Source organism: Pandoraea commovens, from assembly GCF_024704525.1.
GTDB classification, from domain to species: domain Bacteria; phylum Pseudomonadota; class Gammaproteobacteria; order Burkholderiales; family Burkholderiaceae; genus Pandoraea; species Pandoraea commovens.
Genome location: NZ_CP102780.1, coordinates 293177 through 310608 on the forward strand (window position 1 = coordinate 293177; position 17432 = coordinate 310608).

Annotated in this window: 17 protein-coding genes and 1 riboswitch; of the genes, 13 read left to right on the plus strand and 4 right to left on the minus strand. The window is 61.7% G+C overall.

Annotated features, from left to right (window positions below):
- Positions 1-23: 23 nt before the first annotated feature.
- Together NTU39_RS01670 and NTU39_RS01675 are read right to left on the minus strand one after the other, a co-directional pair.
- Positions 24-674: a DUF4276 family protein gene (locus NTU39_RS01670; protein ID WP_150663940.1), complete on the minus strand. Its 651-nt coding sequence runs from the start codon at positions 672-674 to the stop codon at positions 24-26.
- A complete protein-coding gene (locus NTU39_RS01675; RefSeq protein WP_150663941.1) occupies positions 671-1768 on the minus strand; it encodes an AAA family ATPase in 1098 nt (365 codons plus the stop codon). The genes NTU39_RS01670 and NTU39_RS01675 overlap by 4 nt, the downstream gene beginning before the upstream one ends.
- A gap of 204 nt (positions 1769-1972) precedes the next feature.
- Here NTU39_RS01675 and NTU39_RS01680 point away from each other — a divergent pair, with 204 nt between their 5' ends.
- From NTU39_RS01680 to NTU39_RS01700, 5 genes are all read left to right on the plus strand, one after another.
- The gene (locus tag NTU39_RS01680; protein ID WP_039394853.1) at positions 1973-2752 is read left to right on the plus strand and encodes an HAD-IA family hydrolase; all 780 of its coding nucleotides are present in this window, start codon (positions 1973-1975) and stop codon (positions 2750-2752) included.
- 86 nt (positions 2753-2838) lie between these two features.
- On the plus strand, positions 2839-3501 hold the full coding sequence (gene slmA / locus NTU39_RS01685) for a nucleoid occlusion factor SlmA (RefSeq protein WP_150663942.1): 663 nt from the start codon (positions 2839-2841) through the stop codon (positions 3499-3501).
- A 324-nt stretch (positions 3502-3825) separates the two neighbouring features.
- Positions 3826-5022, plus strand: a complete 1197-nt coding sequence (gene metX, locus NTU39_RS01690; protein WP_150663943.1) for a homoserine O-succinyltransferase MetX — start codon at positions 3826-3828, stop codon at positions 5020-5022.
- A complete protein-coding gene (gene metW / locus NTU39_RS01695; RefSeq protein ID WP_233326990.1) occupies positions 5019-5681 on the plus strand; it encodes a methionine biosynthesis protein MetW in 663 nt (220 codons plus the stop codon). Before metX ends, metW begins: the two co-directional genes overlap by 4 nt.
- A 106-nt stretch (positions 5682-5787) precedes the next feature.
- The gene (locus NTU39_RS01700; RefSeq protein WP_150663944.1) at positions 5788-7083 is read left to right on the plus strand and encodes an AmpG family muropeptide MFS transporter; all 1296 of its coding nucleotides are present in this window, start codon (positions 5788-5790) and stop codon (positions 7081-7083) included.
- 87 nt (positions 7084-7170) lie between these two features.
- Here NTU39_RS01700 and NTU39_RS01705 read toward each other — a convergent pair whose 3' ends face one another.
- A complete protein-coding gene (locus tag NTU39_RS01705) occupies positions 7171-7944 on the minus strand; it encodes an exodeoxyribonuclease III (RefSeq protein ID WP_257959057.1) in 774 nt (257 codons plus the stop codon).
- 133 nt (positions 7945-8077) lie between these two features.
- Positions 8078-9022, minus strand: coding sequence for a LysR family transcriptional regulator (locus tag NTU39_RS01710; RefSeq protein ID WP_257959058.1), 945 nt, complete (start codon positions 9020-9022; stop codon positions 8078-8080).
- 198 nt (positions 9023-9220) lie between these two features.
- On the opposite strand from NTU39_RS01710, the gene NTU39_RS01715 reads away from it, so the two are divergent.
- From NTU39_RS01715 to NTU39_RS01750, 8 genes are all read left to right on the plus strand, one after another.
- A complete protein-coding gene (locus NTU39_RS01715) occupies positions 9221-9676 on the plus strand; it encodes a CidA/LrgA family protein (RefSeq protein WP_150663947.1) in 456 nt (151 codons plus the stop codon).
- A gap of 64 nt (positions 9677-9740) precedes the next feature.
- Positions 9741-10424 (plus strand): LrgB family protein, encoded by a 684-nt coding sequence (locus NTU39_RS01720; protein ID WP_150663948.1) that lies wholly within the window; start codon positions 9741-9743, stop codon positions 10422-10424.
- Between the two features lie 65 nt (positions 10425-10489).
- A riboswitch (S-adenosyl-L-homocysteine riboswitch) is annotated at positions 10490-10616 on the plus strand.
- A 31-nt stretch (positions 10617-10647) separates the two neighbouring features.
- On the plus strand, positions 10648-12063 hold the full coding sequence (gene ahcY, locus NTU39_RS01725) for an adenosylhomocysteinase (protein WP_257959059.1): 1416 nt from the start codon (positions 10648-10650) through the stop codon (positions 12061-12063).
- Between the two features lie 202 nt (positions 12064-12265).
- On the plus strand, positions 12266-12622 hold the full coding sequence (locus tag NTU39_RS01730) for a phage holin family protein (protein ID WP_039394882.1): 357 nt from the start codon (positions 12266-12268) through the stop codon (positions 12620-12622).
- Positions 12623-12669: 47 nt separating this feature from the next.
- Positions 12670-13485, plus strand: coding sequence for a TlyA family RNA methyltransferase (locus NTU39_RS01735; protein ID WP_150663949.1), 816 nt, complete (start codon positions 12670-12672; stop codon positions 13483-13485).
- A 26-nt stretch (positions 13486-13511) separates the two neighbouring features.
- Positions 13512-14342, plus strand: coding sequence for a methylenetetrahydrofolate reductase [NAD(P)H] (gene metF, locus NTU39_RS01740; RefSeq protein WP_257959060.1), 831 nt, complete (start codon positions 13512-13514; stop codon positions 14340-14342).
- Between the two features lie 242 nt (positions 14343-14584).
- Complete coding sequence (locus tag NTU39_RS01745) at positions 14585-16225, plus strand: ABC transporter substrate-binding protein (RefSeq protein ID WP_150663951.1); 1641 nt, start codon at positions 14585-14587, stop codon at positions 16223-16225.
- A gap of 199 nt (positions 16226-16424) precedes the next feature.
- On the plus strand, positions 16425-17429 hold the full coding sequence (locus tag NTU39_RS01750) for an ABC transporter permease subunit (RefSeq protein WP_150663952.1): 1005 nt from the start codon (positions 16425-16427) through the stop codon (positions 17427-17429).
- Positions 17430-17432: the final 3 nt, after the last annotated feature.

Genomic DNA, 17432 nt, shown 5'->3' on the forward strand with positions numbered 1-17432 from the left:
CGGAGTTTCTGATACTGCGATGCTTACTTCAACGCCTCAATCTTGGCCAGCCAGGCCGCGAAGTGCGGGCAATCGCGTCGAATGGCGTCCATTCCGATGTCACAAGCAATCAGCGGTCCATGGAACGTTTTCTGATATTCGGACATGGCGGCAAGAATGCGCTTTGACGGTGCCGTTTGAGGGCTATCGTTAATATCTTCCGGTGACGTCGTTTTGCGAATGGCGCGCAACGGATCGAGAGCGCGATCTTCGTCTGTCCATTGCTCGAACGCCGCGATATCTACGAACAAGAGGGCCTCGAACTCGTGGACTAGCAGGTTAGGTATGAAGTTGGGTCGGCCAATGTCTTTGGCGAGTTCTGCTTCAAGGAAAGAGGCCTTGTCCCTTCCACTCCTGTTAGCCGGATAGGCGGGAGATGCCTTTCCCGGAAAGTCTTCGGGAAGCCCGTAGAGATCGAAAAATGTCGTGACATGAGCTTCTCGATGCTGCTTGCACAGTTGCTCGATCTGCCATCGGACCTTTCCATAGCTCACAACCCCGCCTCGGTGGCCGGGGCTAGTGCGTACGATAATCGGTGTCAGGTAATGGCCCAACGGCGAGTAATGTGGGACCAGCAATTCATTGACGAACGCTTCCTCGGTTTGCCCCTCCACTAGTAAGTAGACGCGGCTCATCGACCGGGCCTCCCGCCGAGGACATTCTTCTTCCAGAGTTCGCCGAGCGTGTAGTCCTCCAGCCACTCTGCCAATGCTCCGGTGTCGGGGCGTTTGAATGTTGATGCGCCACCACGTTTGTCGACGACGATCAGGTCTTCTGCGTCGAATTCGTTAACCAACTCTACCGACTGGGTAGAGGCGATCAACTGATGTTCTTGCGATGCTGACTTCATCAAACCGGCCAGTACGGAGATCGCGAATGGGTGAAGACCGAGTTCGGGCTCGTCGATCAGAATGGCGGCAGGCATAAATTCCTTCGGCTGAAGCAGAACGGTCGCAAGACAAATGAATCGCAGCGTGCCGTCTGAGAGAGCACTTGCTGTGAATGGCTCGTCTTGCCCGCTTTCCGTCCACTCCAGTTGGATCGTGTCCTTGTTGGCGACGGTGGGTCTCAAATGGAAGTCCCCGAAGAATGGCGCCACAAGGCGTGTCGTTTTCACGATTCGCGAGTAGTGTTCCGCGTGATGATCTTTCAGTCTTAATAAGAAGGCCGCCAGATTCCTTGCGTCGTCCCGGAGATACTCGTTGTCATTGATGTTGTGAATCTGTTTGACGAGGGCGCTGCTGCTAGTGTCATGAAAGTGATACAGACGCCAGCTGCGCATGGCGGGGACCACGTACGAGTAGATGCGCGTAAGACCTTTTTGAGATTCGGCATAAGATTCGAAGTGACCGGACGTGGGGTTCCAGTCTCCGTGCATGTTCCACCAAAACGCCTCTCGATAGAACATCATCCGATTGTCTTGCGTTGGACGCAGCCTGAAGCGATAACCGTTATTTCCGAAATACAGTTCGGCTTCCAGTTGCTCGGTCTTCTTGCGCCCAAAGTGCAGCAACGCATCCGGGCCGCCAGCCAGACCAACGGCGACCTGCAATTGTCGGTCGAGAATTTTATTGATCAGGCGGAAGAAGCCAATGAAGTTGGACTTTCCTGCCCCGTTGGCACCGATTAGGATGTTGAGACGCCCAAGATCCAGAGAGCACTCCGCGATCGACTTGTAGCCACGAAGAACCAGTCGTGAGATTTGGTCCGAGTCATTGACTTGTTTCATGTTGTTCACCCATAGCGTTCTAGCGGGTATGCGCTCAACGCGGTGCAATACGCGGTGAACGACGACTATTTGTGAGGATTGTATCAGTCGGTTTCCATTGATTTCGCGGTGTACGCGCGCTAGCATCTTGCCTTGCTGAGACCCCCGTTGCGTTCGCGACGATGGTCATGTTCACGTATCTCCTCGCAAAAATCCGCTATCTCCGTGTCTTCTTCTCACGTTCTGAGCCGGCGACGCCGGGCGCACCTCGCCCGTAGCGAGCACGGCACGCGCGGTCCGGTCTGGCTGTTCGATCTGGACAACACGCTGCATCGCGCGTCTCACGCGATCTTTCCGCGCATCAACCGCGCGATGACCGCCTATATCGTCGAGAAGCTGGGGCTGCCGCACGACGAAGCGAACCTCCTGCGCTCGACGTACACCGAGCGCTACGGCGCGGTACTGCTCGGGCTGATCCGACATCACGCCATCGACCCGCACGAGTTTCTCGCGCAAGTCCATGAACTACCGCCGCTGGCCGAGGTGCTGCGCGCCGAGCGCGGCATCGCTCGTCTGATGGCCGGTCTGCCGGGGCGCAAGATTCTGCTGACCAATGCACCGGCGCACTACGCCATGCCGATCGTCGAGGCGTTGGGAATCGGCCGTCATTTCGAGCGGTTCGTGAGCATCGAGGACATGGCGGACCGACGTGGCTGGCGCGCCAAACCCGACCCGACGATGTTGCGCCGTCTGCTTGTGCGCGAGGGACTGACACCCTCGAACACCTGGCTTGTCGAGGACACGCGCTCGCACCTGAAGCACCTGCGGCATTTCGGCATCAAGACGGTTTGGATCACGGGACATCTGCCGGTGAGAAACAGTCTTGGCAAGGTTATGGCGCGAAGTGGCCGCCCACACTTCGTAGATATCAAAGTACAATCTCTGCGCGAGTTAAGGGCGTACCTGGCGACCGGGGCAGGTGCCAGGCATGTGAGGGGCAAGTGACGGGCCGGTAAGGGCTCCGTCAGGTTCCCGCGCCCAGTCCCTGACCGCGCGACGATTACATAATCCCAACTGATAACGACCAGACGATGCAGCAGGAAAACTCTTCGAACGGCGCCGGTTTCGGCACCGCCGACGCGCTGGAGGCCATGCCCGCGCCCGCGCCGGTGAAGACCACCCGTCCCAAACCGGGCGAGCGCCGCGTGCAGGTGTTGCAGACCCTCGCGGCCATGCTTGAGACGCCCAAGGGCGAGAAGATCACCACGGCCGCCCTCGCGGCGCGTCTCGATGTCTCCGAAGCGGCGCTCTATCGCCACTTCGCGAGCAAGGCCCAGATGTTCGAAGGCCTGATCGAATTCATCGAGCAGACCATCTTCGGCCTGATCAACCAGATTTCCGCACAGGATCAGGACGGCGTGACGCAAGCGCGCGCCATCGTGCTGATGCTGCTCGGTTTCGCCGAGAAGAACCCCGGCATGACGCGCGTGCTGACCGGCGAAGCGCTGGTCGGCGAACACGAGCGTCTGCAAGAGCGCATGAACCAGTTGCTCGACCGCATCGAAGCGTCGCTGCGTCAGGTGCTGCGTCTGGCTGCGGCGCAAGGCACGCTGCCCGAGACGTTCGACGCGAACTCGCGCGCCAACCTGCTCGTCTCGTACGTGCTGGGTCGCTGGCACCGTTTCGCCAAGAGCGGCTTCAAGCGCTCACCGACCGAAGGCGCCGAGCCGCAAGTGGCTGCATTGCTGCGCTAATACCGGCAGCAGCAGCTCGTCTGCGCCGAGTGCGCAGATTACGTTATACTTTTGCAACGCGTGGCAGGGCTGACGACACATCGTCCGGCCTTGTTGCGATGACTGGCGCGCCGATTTGGTGACTCGCTTGCGGGCGCGCGAATGACTCGGACGGAGGATCTCCAGGATCTTCGGTTTGAGACATTCACTAAAAATGCGGCTAAAGAGGTCGTTCGCGCACCCCGCCGTTTTTCCGTCGACCCCTTTTCCCGCACAGTTCAGGACATCGTCCGTCGATTCGTATTGACGATGACGCTGACCCCGGCATGTTTCGGACAGGGATTTATGGAATCTTCAATCGGAATCGTCACGCCGCAGCGGATGCATTTCGCTGAGCCGCTGGCACTGCAAAACGGCAGCACCCTCGCAGGCTACGACCTGATGGTCGAGACCTATGGCGAGCTCAATGCCGATCGCAGCAACGCCGTGCTGGTGTGTCACGCGCTCAACGCGTCGCATCACGTAGCGGGCATCGCTGCCGACAACCCCAAGGACATCGGCTGGTGGGACAACATGGTCGGTCCGGGCAAGCCGCTCGACACCAACCGCTTCTTCGTCATCGGCGTGAACAATCTCGGTTCGTGCTTCGGCTCGACCGGGCCGATGAGCCTCGACGAAACCACCGGCACGCCGTACGGCGCGCGCTTCCCTGTCGTGACGGTCGAAGACTGGGTCAATGCGCAGGCCCGCGTGGCCGACGCCTTCGGTATCCGCAAGTTCGCCGCCGTGATGGGCGGCAGTCTGGGCGGCATGCAGGCGCTGGCGTGGAGCATCATGTATCCCGACCGGGTGGGGCACTGTCTGGTCATTGCGTCCACGCCCAAGCTCTCGGCGCAGAACATCGCCTTCAACGAGGTTGCACGCTCGGCAATTCTTTCCGATCCCGATTTCCACGGCGGCGACTATTACGCGCACGGTGTGGTGCCGCGTCGAGGCTTGCGCGTGGCGCGCATGATCGGGCACATCACCTATTTGTCCGACGAGGACATGGCGACCAAGTTCGGCCGTGCGCTGCGACGTGCCGAAGCGCTGGTCGACGAGGTGAAGGACGGCAGCGGTAACGGTAATGGCAACGGCAAAGACGACGGTTATCGCTTCAGCTTCGACGTGGAGTTCGAAGTTGAGTCGTACCTGCGCTATCAGGGCGACAAGTTCGCCGAGTACTTCGACGCCAACACATACCTGCTGATCACGCGCGCGCTCGATTACTTCGACCCGGCGCGCACGGTCGGTGGCGATCTGGCGAAGGCGCTATCGCACACGTCCGCGAAATATCTGATCGTGTCGTTCGCGACCGACTGGCGTTTCGCCCCGGCGCGTTCGCGCGAGATCGTCAAGGCGCTGCTCGACACGCGCCGCACCGTGAGCTACGCCGAGATCGACGCTCCGCACGGACACGACGCCTTCCTGCTCACCGATGCGCGCTATCACAATCTGGTGCGCGCTTACTACGAACGCATCGCTCAGGAGGTCGGCGTATGAGCCAGTCCACCGCCCCGACCAACAGTGCGCAGGCCGCGCAACTGGCGGCGTCGCGTCATCGCATTTCGGCCTCGCTCGCGGATCGCCCCGACTTTCGTGTCATCGCGCGATGGATCGAGCCGTCCTCGCAAGTGCTGGACCTCGGTTGTAGCGACGGGTCTTTGCTGCGTCTGCTGACCGACGAACTCGACGTGAGCGGCTACGGTATCGAGATCGACGACGCGGGCGTGCTGGCGTCCGCGCAGCGCGGCATCAACGTCATTCAGCAGAACATGGAAGACGGCCTGAAGCTGTTCGAAGATCAGAGCTTCGATACCGTCATCCTGTCGCAGACGTTGCAGACCATTCACCGCACGGCGGACATTCTGCGCGAGACGGTGCGCGTGGGACGCGAAGCGATCGTGTCGTTCCCGAACTTCGGCTACTGGCCGCATCGGCTGTCGGTGTTGCAAGGACGCATGCCGGTGTCGAAGAGCCTGCCGTTCCAGTGGCACAACACGCCGAACGTGCGGGTGCTGACGATCAAGGACTTCGAAGCGCTGGCGCCGGACGTCGGTGTGAAGATTCTGGATCGTGCGGTCCTGCACAATGGGCGACTGGTCTCGGTGGGGGCGAACTGGCGTGGTAGTCTTGCGGTCTATCGCGTCAAGCGTTCCTGAACCGACGGCAGCTTGCGGGGCAGCGTAGCGCCGGACCCCGCGTAGCCATAGACGTCGGGGGCCGGGCGCCGTGCATCGCAGGCGGCTGGCCCCAATTGTCCTTTCCATGACCGATTCGCTGCGGCCCGACGACGGGCGCGTCTTCCACCCCACGCGGATGCTCATCTGCGTGATTCTCGGTTTCACCTCCGGCTTGCCGCTCTTCATCCTGCTCAATCTGGTGCAGGCATGGTTGCGTAGCGAGCACGTGGACCTTAAGTCGATCGGCCTGTTCGCGCTGATCCAGTTCCCCTACACGTGGAAGTTTCTGTGGGCGCCGCTCATGGACCGCTTCGCGCCCAATTTTCTGGGATGGAAGCCGGGGCGGCGTCGCGGGTGGATGTTCGTCACGCAATTGCTGGTGGCGGGCGCGGTCGCGATCATGGGGACGTATTCGCCGCAGCGCGATCTGATGACGATTGCTGCACTGGCGGCGGCGCTGGCGTTCTTCAGCGCGAGTCTGGACATTTGTCTGGATGCCTACCGACGCGAGTTGCTGTCCGATCGCGAGCAGGGGCTGGGCACGGCGATGCACGTGAACGCGTACAAGGTGGCGGGGCTGGTGCCGGGTTCGCTGGCGCTGATCATGGCCGACCATCTGCCGTGGTCGCAGGTGTTCTTCGCGACGGCGGCGTTCATGCTGCCGGGCATCGTGATGACGCTGGTGGTGAAGGAGCCGGAGATTCGCGGCACGCCGCCGAAGACATTGCGCGAGGCGGTCGTGGAGCCGTTCCACGAGTTCGTGACGCGTGGCGGCTGGTCGCAGGCGTTGCTCGTGCTGGCGTTCATCTTTCTGTACAAGCTGGGCGACTCGATGGCGACGTCGCTGGCCACGTCGTTCTATCTGGATCTGGGCTTTACGAAGACGCAGATCGGCGTGGTGGCGAAGGCGACGAGTCTGTGGGCGAGCGTGGCGGGCGGCATCATCGGCGGGATCTGGCTGATCAAGCTGGGCATCAACCGTGGGTTGTGGGTGTTCGGGGTGTTGCAACTGGTGTCGGTGCTGGGCTTCGCGTGGCTGGCCGAGGCCGGTGCGGTGGTGGCGGGACTGGGCGCGGTGATCGCGTTCGAGGCGTTCACGGCGGGGCTGGGAACGGCGGCGTTCACGGCCTACATTGCGCGCACGACGGACCCGCGTTACACGGCGACGCAGTTCGCGCTATTCACGAGTCTGGCGTCGGTGCCGCGCACGTTCGCGAACGCGGGGACGGGCTACATCGTGGACGGCGTCGGCTGGTTGACGTTCTTCCTCATCTGCACGGTATTGGCCGTTCCGGGCATGCTCCTTCTGCCCAAAGTCGCGCCGTGGGGCGCCGACGACGACGGCGGCGATGGCGTGCCTGCTGCGGGTGGGGCGCGGTAAAACCCCGTTCGGCGTCGACAAAACAAAAAGGCCAATCCCTCATCAAGGATTGGCCTTCGCTTTTCCGGCTTCTACGACGTGCCGTGCTTACAGCGCGTGGTCGTAATCGACGATCAGCGGAGCGTGGTCGCTGAACTTGATGTCGCGGAACACCGAGGTCGTCTTCGCCTTGCCTGCGATGCCCGGCGTGGCGATCTGGTAGTCGATGCGCCAACCGACGTTCTTCGCATACGCCTGTCCGCGATTGCTCCACCACGTGTACTGCTCCGCACGCTGATCCAGCGTGCGGAAAACGTCCACGTAGCCGTGGTCGTCGAACAACTGCGTGAGCCATGCGCGCTCTTCCGGCAGGAAGCCCGAGTTCTTCAGGTTGCCCTTCCAGTTCTTGATGTCGATTTCCTTGTGCGCGATGTTCACATCGCCGCACAGCACGACTTCGCGTCCCTCGGCCTTGAGCGCCAGCAAGTGCGGCATGAAGTCGGCCATGAAGCGGAACTTGGCCGCCTGACGCTCTTCGCCGCTCGACCCCGACGGGATGTATACCGAGATCACCGACAGATTGCCGTAACGCACTTCGACATAACGCCCCTCGGCGTCGAACTCGCTGTTGTTCCAGCCGATCACGATGTCGTCGGGCTCGCGTCGCACGTACACGCCGGCGCCGCTGTAACCCTTCTTCTCCGCATAGTGGAAGTAGCCCTGATAGTCGTGCGGCTTGAGGAAGTCCGGCGTCATGTCCGGCAATTGGGCCTTGATTTCCTGAACGCAGAGGATGTCGGCGTCCTGATTGACGAACCACTCGAAAAAGCCCTTCTTGGAGGCGGATCGCACGCCGTTCAAATTCGCGGTAATGATGCGCATGAGTCTCGATGTGTCGCGCCGCTCTCGCGCCCGTGGAACGCGATGCAACGGCAAAAGGGGGAAATTTGTCAGCGGCAAGGATACCGCAATCGCCGATTCCCGTCGGATGACAGCCACGTCCGCTATCCGCGAATCACTTGCGTCGCGCACCACCTGCGATAGCCGCCTTCGCTTCGCCGTCGCCACCCGGCCCGAGGATGTCGCGCGCCAGCGCGAGCCAGCGTCGCGCCGCATGCGACAGATACGAGTCGCGTCGCCATGCCATCGCCAGATCCCACGGAATTTCCGGATCGCGCACGTCCGTCATCACGAAACGTTTCGGGTCCAGCCGCGCGCAGAACGGCTCCGGTAGCAGTGCGATGCCTACGCCGTTGTCCACCATCGACGCAATGAAGTCCCACTGACTCGAGCGTCCCGCGATCTTCGGCGTGAAACCCGCGCGCTGACACGCGGCGATCACCAGCTCCGATAACGCAAACCCCTCGCCATAGAAGACGAAGGGCTCGTCGCGCAGCTCGCCGAGGCCGACAGAGGCGCGGCCCTCCCAACGCGATTCCCGGGGCGCGATCAGACGCAACTGGTAATGACAGACAGGCAGCACATCCAGCACGGTCGGGTCGATGGGCAGCAGCACCGCGCCCAGCTCGATCTCGCCCGCCAGTAACGCCTGCTCGATGGCCCGCGAGCCGGTCTCGAACAGCTTCATCTCGATATCGGGGTAGTGCTGATGGAACGCGCCGATCACCGGGATGAACAGGTCGCCGCCCAATGGCGGGATGCCGATCGACAGCTCGCCGCGCGACACCGTCTCCAGATCCGCCAGCTCCTGTTGCAGACGGGCATGGGCAGCGAGCACGTCCTGACCGCGCTCGAAGACGACGCGTCCAGCGTCGGTTAACTGAAGCCGTCGACCCATACCGCGCTCCTCGCGCAACATGAGCGGTGTGCCCAGTTCGTCCTCCAGCGCCTTGACCATTTTGCTCACCGTCGGCTGGGTGACAAACAAGGCTTCGGCCGCCGCCGTGAAGCTCTGCTGTCGCACAACCTCCACAAATCCTCGCAACGCACGCAGTTCCATTTTGGTTCTCTCGTCTGCACCTCAATGGTGCAATTCCCCCAAAAGCCTCGTCCAGCAAGGCTTTCTTATGCACTATTAGGGTTAATACTTAAATTATTCCAATTTGGAATCGTTTTAATACGACTAATTCATTATATTTATGTTGCGCCGCTTCCTATACTGCTTTCCATATCCAGGAAAACCCTTAGGGAGTCAGCCATGACCAAGATGATCGCCAGCCGTCTGTACAGCCGTAGCAAGGGCGTCGTTGGTGTGCTTTGGCAAATTGCGCTCCTGACGGGAATCTATCTGGCGGCCGATGCTGCGTCGCGTCATTTTCATCTGCCCTTGCCGGGTGGCGTGCTGGGCTTGCTCGTCGTCGTCGCGCTGCTCATGAGCGGCGTGTTGAAGACGGAGAAGATCAAGCGTGGCGCAGACTGGTTTCTGGCCGAGATGATTCTCTTCTTCGTGCCGCTGGTCGCCGCCGTCATGCAATACACCGATCTGCTGCGTCAGGAAGGCCTGCAACTGCTGGCCGTGATCGGCGTCGGCACCACGCTCGTGATGATCTCGACCGCGCTGGCCGTCGACTTCGCCTGCCGCGCCGAGCGCCGTCTGAAGCTGGCATTCGCCCGTATTCCGGCCCGCCGTGCGCATGCGCACGATGGTCGCTGATGTATTACGTACCCGACGCCGTTCGCGCCGCTATTCAAGCCGATCGCACTCGCAGGGAATTGTCATGAATCATACGGCGCTCCTGCTGCTCGCTCTCACCGTCTTCTTCTATTACGTGTCGAAGCGCCTTTATGCGCGCTTCGGCAAGGTGTGGCTCGGCCCGGCGATTCTCGCGCCGATCCTCGTCATCGGCGTAATGATTGGCGGCGATATTTCGTATACGACGTACATCGCCGATTCCCGCTGGCTCGTGTGGCTGCTGGGGCCGACGACCATCGCCTTTGCGGTGCCGATTTACGAGCATCGCGACATCATTCGCCGCCATGCCTTCGCCTTGACGTTCGGCGTGCTGGTCGCGATGGTCGTGGCAGTGGGTAGTTCCTATGTCCTCGCGCGGCTGTTCGAATTGCCGCCGGAGATGGCGCGCAGTCTGCTTGCCCGTTCGATCTCGACGCCGTTCGCGCTCGTCGTGTCGGATCAGGTCGGCGGTTCGCGCGATCTGGTCGGCCTCTTCGTCATCATCACTGGCCTGATCGGCATGTTGCTGGGCGAGGCGCTGCTGTCGTGGCTGCCGTTGCGTACGCGTATGGCGCGCGGTGCCCCGTTCGGCGCGGGCGCTCATGGCTTCGGCACGGCCAAGGCGCGCCAGATCGGTGGCGAAGAAGGCGTTGTCGCCAGTCTCGTCATGATGATCAACGGCGTGCTCATGGTGCTTGCCGCCCCGCTGATTGCCCATCTTCCCGTCTGACAAAAATAACCCTTCGGACGTCGCTTCTGCCGTAACTTCGCGCATCAGTTTTGCTACAATGCCGGGGTCTTGAGGAGCGTTGCGACAGCCGAAGTGCTGCCAGGCTCAAGATCCTTCCTATTGGCCCCGCCGGCCGCCGGATTACCCCCCGGATCGTTGGCGCGTGGGCCCCAAGAACGGCGCTCACGTCCCAACTATCTAGACTTTAGAGAAAGGAGGCGTGATGAACGCCGTAGTCGATTCGAAATTCTCCGATTTCCACGTTGCCGATATCAATCTGGCGGCATGGGGCCGTAAAGAGCTGACCATTGCCGAGAGCGAAATGCCCGGTCTGGTCGCTACGCGTGCCGAATTCAAGGCCAGCCAGCCGCTCAAGGGCGCGCGCATTGCCGGCTCGCTGCACATGACCATCCAGACGGGCGTGCTCATCGAGACGCTGACCGCGCTGGGCGCCGAAGTCCGCTGGGCTTCGTGCAACATCTTCTCGACGCAGGACCACGCCGCCGCCGCCATCGCGGCCGCTGGCATTCCGGTCTTCGCGTTCAAGGGCGAGTCGCTCGACGAATACTGGGAATACAGCCATCGCATCTTCGAATGGCCGAACGGCGAGTTCGCCAACATGATTCTCGACGACGGCGGCGACGCTACCTTGCTGCTGATTCTCGGCAGCAAGGCCGAGAAGGATCTGTCGGTCGTGGCTAACCCGACCAACGAAGAAGAAGTCGCGCTGTACGCCGCCATCGAGCGTCACATCGAAATCGATCCGCAGTGGTATAGCAAGCGCCTGTCGCAGATCAAGGGCGTGACCGAAGAGACGACCACCGGCGTGCACCGTCTGTACCAGATGGAAAAGGACGGCACGCTGCCGTTCCCGGCCATCAACGTCAACGACTCGGTCACCAAGTCGAAGTTCGACAACCTGTACGGCTGCCGTGAGTCGCTGGTCGACGGTATCAAGCGCGCCACCGACGTGATGATCGCGGGCAAGATCGCCCTCGTGGCCGGTTACGGTGACGTGGGCAAGGGCTGCGCGCAAAGCCTGCGCGGTCTGGGCGCGACGGTGTGGGTCACGGAAATCGATCCGATCTGCGCACTGCAAGCCGCTATGGAAGGCTACCGTGTCGTGACGATGGAATACGCAGCCGACAAGGCCGACATCTTCGTGACGGCGACGGGCAACTTCCACGTGATCGATCACGACCACATGGCCGCCATGAAGCATCAGGCCATCGTCTGCAACATCGGTCACTTCGACTCGGAAATCAACGTGGCGTCGACCCGCAAGTACGAGTGGGAAAACATCAAGCCGCAAGTCGATCACATCATCTTCCCGGACGGCAAGCGCATCATCCTGCTGGCTGAAGGCCGCCTCGTGAACCTTGGTTGCGCCACGGGCCACCCGTCGTTCGTGATGAGCAACTCGTTCACGAACCAGACGCTCGCCCAGATCGAACTGTTCGTGCACGGTGCCAAGTACAAGAACAGCGTGTACGTGCTGCCGAAGCATCTGGACGAGAAGGTCGCGCGCCTGCACCTGGGCCGTATCGGTGCCGAACTGACCGTGCTGAGCGACGATCAGGCGAAGTACATCAGCGTCGACAAGAACGGTCCGTTCAAGCCGTCGCACTACCGTTATTGATCGATTGACGTTGCCGCGCGGGTCGTCGGCACGTTGCATGGAGGAATGCGACGTACCGACCCGGCGCGGTAACGTGTGGTGAAGCCACGGCGGTGCGATGGCGTCAGTTGCCGTTGTGTCCGCCGGGGCTCGCCGGACTCGAATTTCCCACCGCCGGTGCGGGCATGAATGCCGCGCACCGGCAAGTTTTACGGAGCTTGCCATGCGTTTGCTGCTGATTTGGCTCATCAATGCCATCGCGCTTCTCGTTTTGCCGTACATCGTGTCGGGCGTTCAGCTCAAGGGCATCGGCACGGCGCTGATCGTCGCGGTCGTGCTTGGCCTGATCAATGCGTTCCTGCGCCCGCTGCTCGTCGTGCTCACGCTACCGGTCACGGTCGTGACGCTGGGGCTGTTCATCTTCGTCATCAACGCACTGTTGTTCTGGCTTGCGTCGCATGTCGTCAAGGGCTTCGAAGTCTCCGGCTTCTGGGCGGCGCTCTTCGGCTCGCTGCTGTACAGCCTGATTTCGTGGATTCTCTCGGCGCTGGTGTTCGGCGACCGCGTCTCCAACGTGTAAGTGTCGACGGCCTCCCGTCGACGGTTCTTTGCAGGAAATTCGTAGTCATGTCGCAAGCTCTTCGTGCCGATCAGGCCCTCGTCTCCCGAGGGCTGGCGGCGTCGCGCACTGTCGCTCAACGTCTGATCGATGCCGGACGCGTGTATTACACCGGCACCGAGACGGCGCTCAAGAAAGCCAGCCAACCGGTGGCGAGCGACGAAGAACTGGAAGTGCGTGCGGCGGCGGACGGATTGCCGGACGAAGACCGTTACGTGTCGCGCGGTGGCCTCAAGCTGGCTGGCGCACTGACCACGACGGGACTCGACGTGACAGGCCGCGTGGTGCTCGACGTCGGTCTGTCGACCGGTGGCTTTGCGGACTGCCTGTTGCAGGCGGGCGCGGCGCAGATCGTCGGCGTCGACGTGGGGCACGGACAACTGCATCCGCGTTTGATGGGCGAGCCCCGGCTCGCGTCGCTCGAAGGGATCAATGCGCGGCATCTGTCGCGCGAGATGCTAGACGAGCGTTTGACGGACGTTGTATCGGATGGCGGACTGAATGCTGTCCCCGAGGCAGGTTTCGATCTGATCGTGGGCGATGTGTCGTTCATCTCGCTCACGCTGGTGTTGCCCGCTGTAGCGCCGTTGCTTGCGCCGGGGGGCGACCTGCTGATGCTGGTGAAGCCGCAATTCGAAGTGGGACGGGAGCACATCGCACGCGGTGGCCTCGTGAAAGACACCGCGCAGTATGCGCAAGTGGAGACAAAAATCCGCACCGCCTGTGAAGCGCTCGGACTGACGGTGGCCGCGTGGCTCGACAGTCCCATCGCCGGCGGCGACGGCAACCGGGAGTTCTTCGTGCACGCCAGACGCGCGGCATGAACGGCTCCGACGATAACAAGACGATCATGACGCAACCTTCCTTCAGTTTCGAATTCTTCCCGCCCAAGACCGCCGACGGCGCGGAGAAGCTGCGCGCGACGCGTGAGCAACTGTTCCCGCTCGGTCCGAAGTTCGTCTCCGTGACGTTCGGCGCGGGCGGCTCGACGCAGCAGGGCACGCTCGACACCGTCATCGAAATCCAACGCGAAGGCGTGGACGCCGCACCGCACTTGTCGTGCGTCGGCTCGACCCGCGACAACATCCGCGACATTCTCACGACGTACCGCGATCACGGCATCCGTCACATCGTGGCGCTGCGTGGCGACCTGCCGTCGGGCATGGGCGAGATCGGCGAGTTTCGCTACGCGTCCGAACTGGTCGAATTCATTCGCGCCGAGACGGGCGACTGGTTCCACATCGAAGTCGCGGCTTACCCCGAATACCATCCGCAGGCGAAATCGCCGCGCCACGATCTCGAGCACTTCGCCAACAAAGTGAAGGCGGGCGCGAACGCGGCCATCACCCAGTATTTCTTCAATGCGGATGCTTACTTCCGCTTTGTCGACGACGTCGCCCGCCTCGGCGTGGACGTGCCGATCGTGCCGGGCATCATGCCGATCACGAACTACTCGCAGATGATGCGGTTCTCGGAAATGTGCGGTGCGGAAGTGCCGCGCTGGATAGCCAAGCGGTTGGAAGGCTTTGGCGACGACCGCGAAGCCATTCGCGCCTTCGGTCTCGACGTGGTGTCGGCACTTTGTGAGCGCCTGCTCAAGGAAGGCGCACCGGGCCTGCACTTCTACACGCTCAATGCGGCGGCAGCGACCAAAGCCATGTGGCAGCGGCTCGGCCTGTAAGGACGGATGGCAAGGCGGGGAAGGGCAGAAATGGGCTAAGGGGCGCGCAATCTTTTCTGCCCGATGACCGCTCGGGAAGTCAATCCTAATCAAAATTGAGTGATTTCCTAATCAAAAACGCCACAAATACGCGGTTTAGTAGGGATTTGGCGTGTTGTTACGTAGGTGAAGGTTAAGTAATATCCCTCGTGGGCCCGGTGGCTGATCGTTGCCGGGCGTCAACTCAAAAATACGAGGAGCCTATGAAACAGACTCACACCCTGCGTTTGCTGTTGGCTGCAACCGTGCTCGCCGGAGCGGCAGTGATCCCGCCCGCGGCAGCCGTCGAGCTCCCGAACAAGACCCTCGTCTACTGCTCCGAGGGCAGCCCCGCCGGTTTCGATCCGGGGCAACTGACCACCGGCACCGACTTCGATCCCGCCGACGCCATTTACAACCGCCTCGTCGCCTTCGTGCCGGGTGAGACGGGCACGATGCCGTCGCTGGCCGAGAAGTGGGACATCTCGCCGGACAACAAGATCTACACCTTCCACCTGCGCAAGGGTGTGAAGTTCCATACCACCGAATACTTCAAGCCCACGCGCGACTTCAACGCCGAAGACGTGAAGTTCACGTTCGACCGCATGGGCGACCGCGAGATGCCGTTCCGCAAGGCTTACCCGGCGGAATTCCCGTACTACGTGGACATGGGCTTGCAGGCCGACATCGAGCGCATCGAGATCGTCGATCCGTACACCGTGCGCTTCGTGCTCAAGAAGGTCGACGCCCCGTTCATCCAGAACCTGGCCATGTCGTTCGCGTCGATCCTCTCGAAGGAATACGCAGACAAGCTGATGGCGGCGAACAACCCGCGCGACATCGCACTCAAGCCGGTCGGCACCGGCCCGTTCATCTTCCGCAGCTACACGAAGGACGCCACGCTGCGTATGGACGGCAACAAGGAGTACTGGAATACGAACCTGCCGCCGAAGGTGGGCAAGCTGGTGTTCGCCATCACGACGGACGCCAACGTGCGTATCCAGAAGCTCAAGCGCAACGAATGCCAGGTGGTGACGTATCCGCGTCCGGCAGACGTCGACGCGCTCAAGGCCGACATCCAGGCGCAGGGCAAGGCATCGAAGATCAAGATGCCGGACCAGGTGGGCTTCAACCTCGGCTACGTGGCGTACAACGTCAAGAAGGCACCGCTCGATCGCGTGGAAGTGCGTCAGGCGCTCGACATGGCCATCAACAAGAAGGCGATCCTCCAGTCCGTGTACGGCTCGGCCGGACAGTTGTCGAACGGCGCGCCGATGCCGCCGACGCAATGGTCCTACGACAAGAACATCAAGTCGGCCAGCTACGATCCCGAGAAGGCCAAGGCGCTGCTCGACAAGGCAGGCGTGAAGGGTATCGAGATCACGCTGTGGGCCATGCCGGTGCAACGTCCGTACAACCCGAACGGCAAGCTGATGGCCGAGATGATTCAGGCCGACTGGGCCAAGATCGGCGTGAAGGCGAACATCGTCACGTACGAATGGGGTGAGTACATCAAGCGTGCCAAGGCGGGTGAGCACGATGCCATGCTCATTGGCTGGACCGGCGACAACGGCGATCCGGACAACTGGCTCGGCGTGCTGCTCGGCTGCGACTCGATGAACGGCAACAACTTCTCGAAGTGGTGCTACAAGCCGTTCGACGATCTCATCAAGCAGGCGCGTCAGACGACCGACGTCAAGGAGCGCACCAAGCTCTACACGCAGGCGCAGGACATCTTCGCGCAGCAACTGCCGTTCTCGCCTATCGCGCACTCGACGCAGTACAAGCCGATGGCCACGAACGTGAAGGGCTTCAAGCTCAGCCCGTTCAGCCGTAACAGCTTTGCTGGCGTGTCGCTTGATTAAGCTTGATTAAGCGCGACTAAGCCAGATCACGTTTCAACGACAAGAAGAAAGCCGACTGGCCCGGCCGCCGCGCCCGGGCCAGTTCGCAGCACCCGGACGGAAGATCGTCCATGACTGACAAGATTCACTAACGCGGCAATGCGCCACTTGTCCCTGCGCCGGGGACGGGCGGCGCGCGACGCCCCCACGGAACATTCCTATGCTGAGATTCGTCCTGAGACGACTAGGCATGGTGATCCCGACGTTCATCGGCATCACCGTCCTCGCGTTCGCGCTCATTCACCTTATTCCTGGCGATCCGATCGAAGTGCTGGTGGGCGAGCGCAATCTCGATCCCGTCATGCACGCCGAAGCGATGAAGCGGCTCGGGCTCGACCAGCCGCTCACCACGCAGTATTTCGTCTACCTGAAACACGCCGCACAGGGCGACCTCGGTCGCTCCATCGTGACCAACGAAGGCGTGCTGCATGAGTTCTTCGCCCGCTTCCCGGCTACGCTTGAACTCGCCCTCTGCGCGATGATTTTCGCGCTCGCCGTCGGGTTGCCGGCAGGCGTTGCTGCTTCGCTGCGGCGGGGGAAGATGCTCGACCATACCACCATGGGCGCTGCGCTCACCGGCTACTCCATGCCGATCTTCTGGTGGGGGCTGCTGCTCATCATGCTGTTCTCCGTCGATCTCCAATGGACGCCCGTGTCCGGGCGCATCGGCGTGGAATACGACGTGCCGAGCGTGACCGGCTTCATGCTCATCGACACCTTGCTCTCGGGAGAGGAGGGTGCGTTTGCCTCGGCGGTCAGCCACCTGATTCTGCCGACCATCGTGCTCGGCACCGTGCCGCTCGCGGTGATTGCCCGCATGACGCGCTCCGCGATGCTCGAAGTGCTGCGTGAGGATTACATCCGCACGGCACGCGCGAAGGGGTTGTCGCCGTGGCGCGTGATCGTTGTGCATGCGCTGCGCAATGCGCTGATTCCCGTCATCACGGTGATCGGTCTGCAAGTCGGCACGCTGCTCGCAGGCGCGGTGCTCACCGAGAACGTCTTCTCGTGGCCCGGCATCGGCAAGTGGCTGATCGATGCGATTCTCCGACGCGACTATCCGGTGGTGCAGGGCGGCATTCTGCTCATCGCGACGGGCGTGATTCTGGTTAACCTGCTGGTCGACGTGCTTTACGGCGTCGTCAACCCGCGCATCCGGCACTGAAGG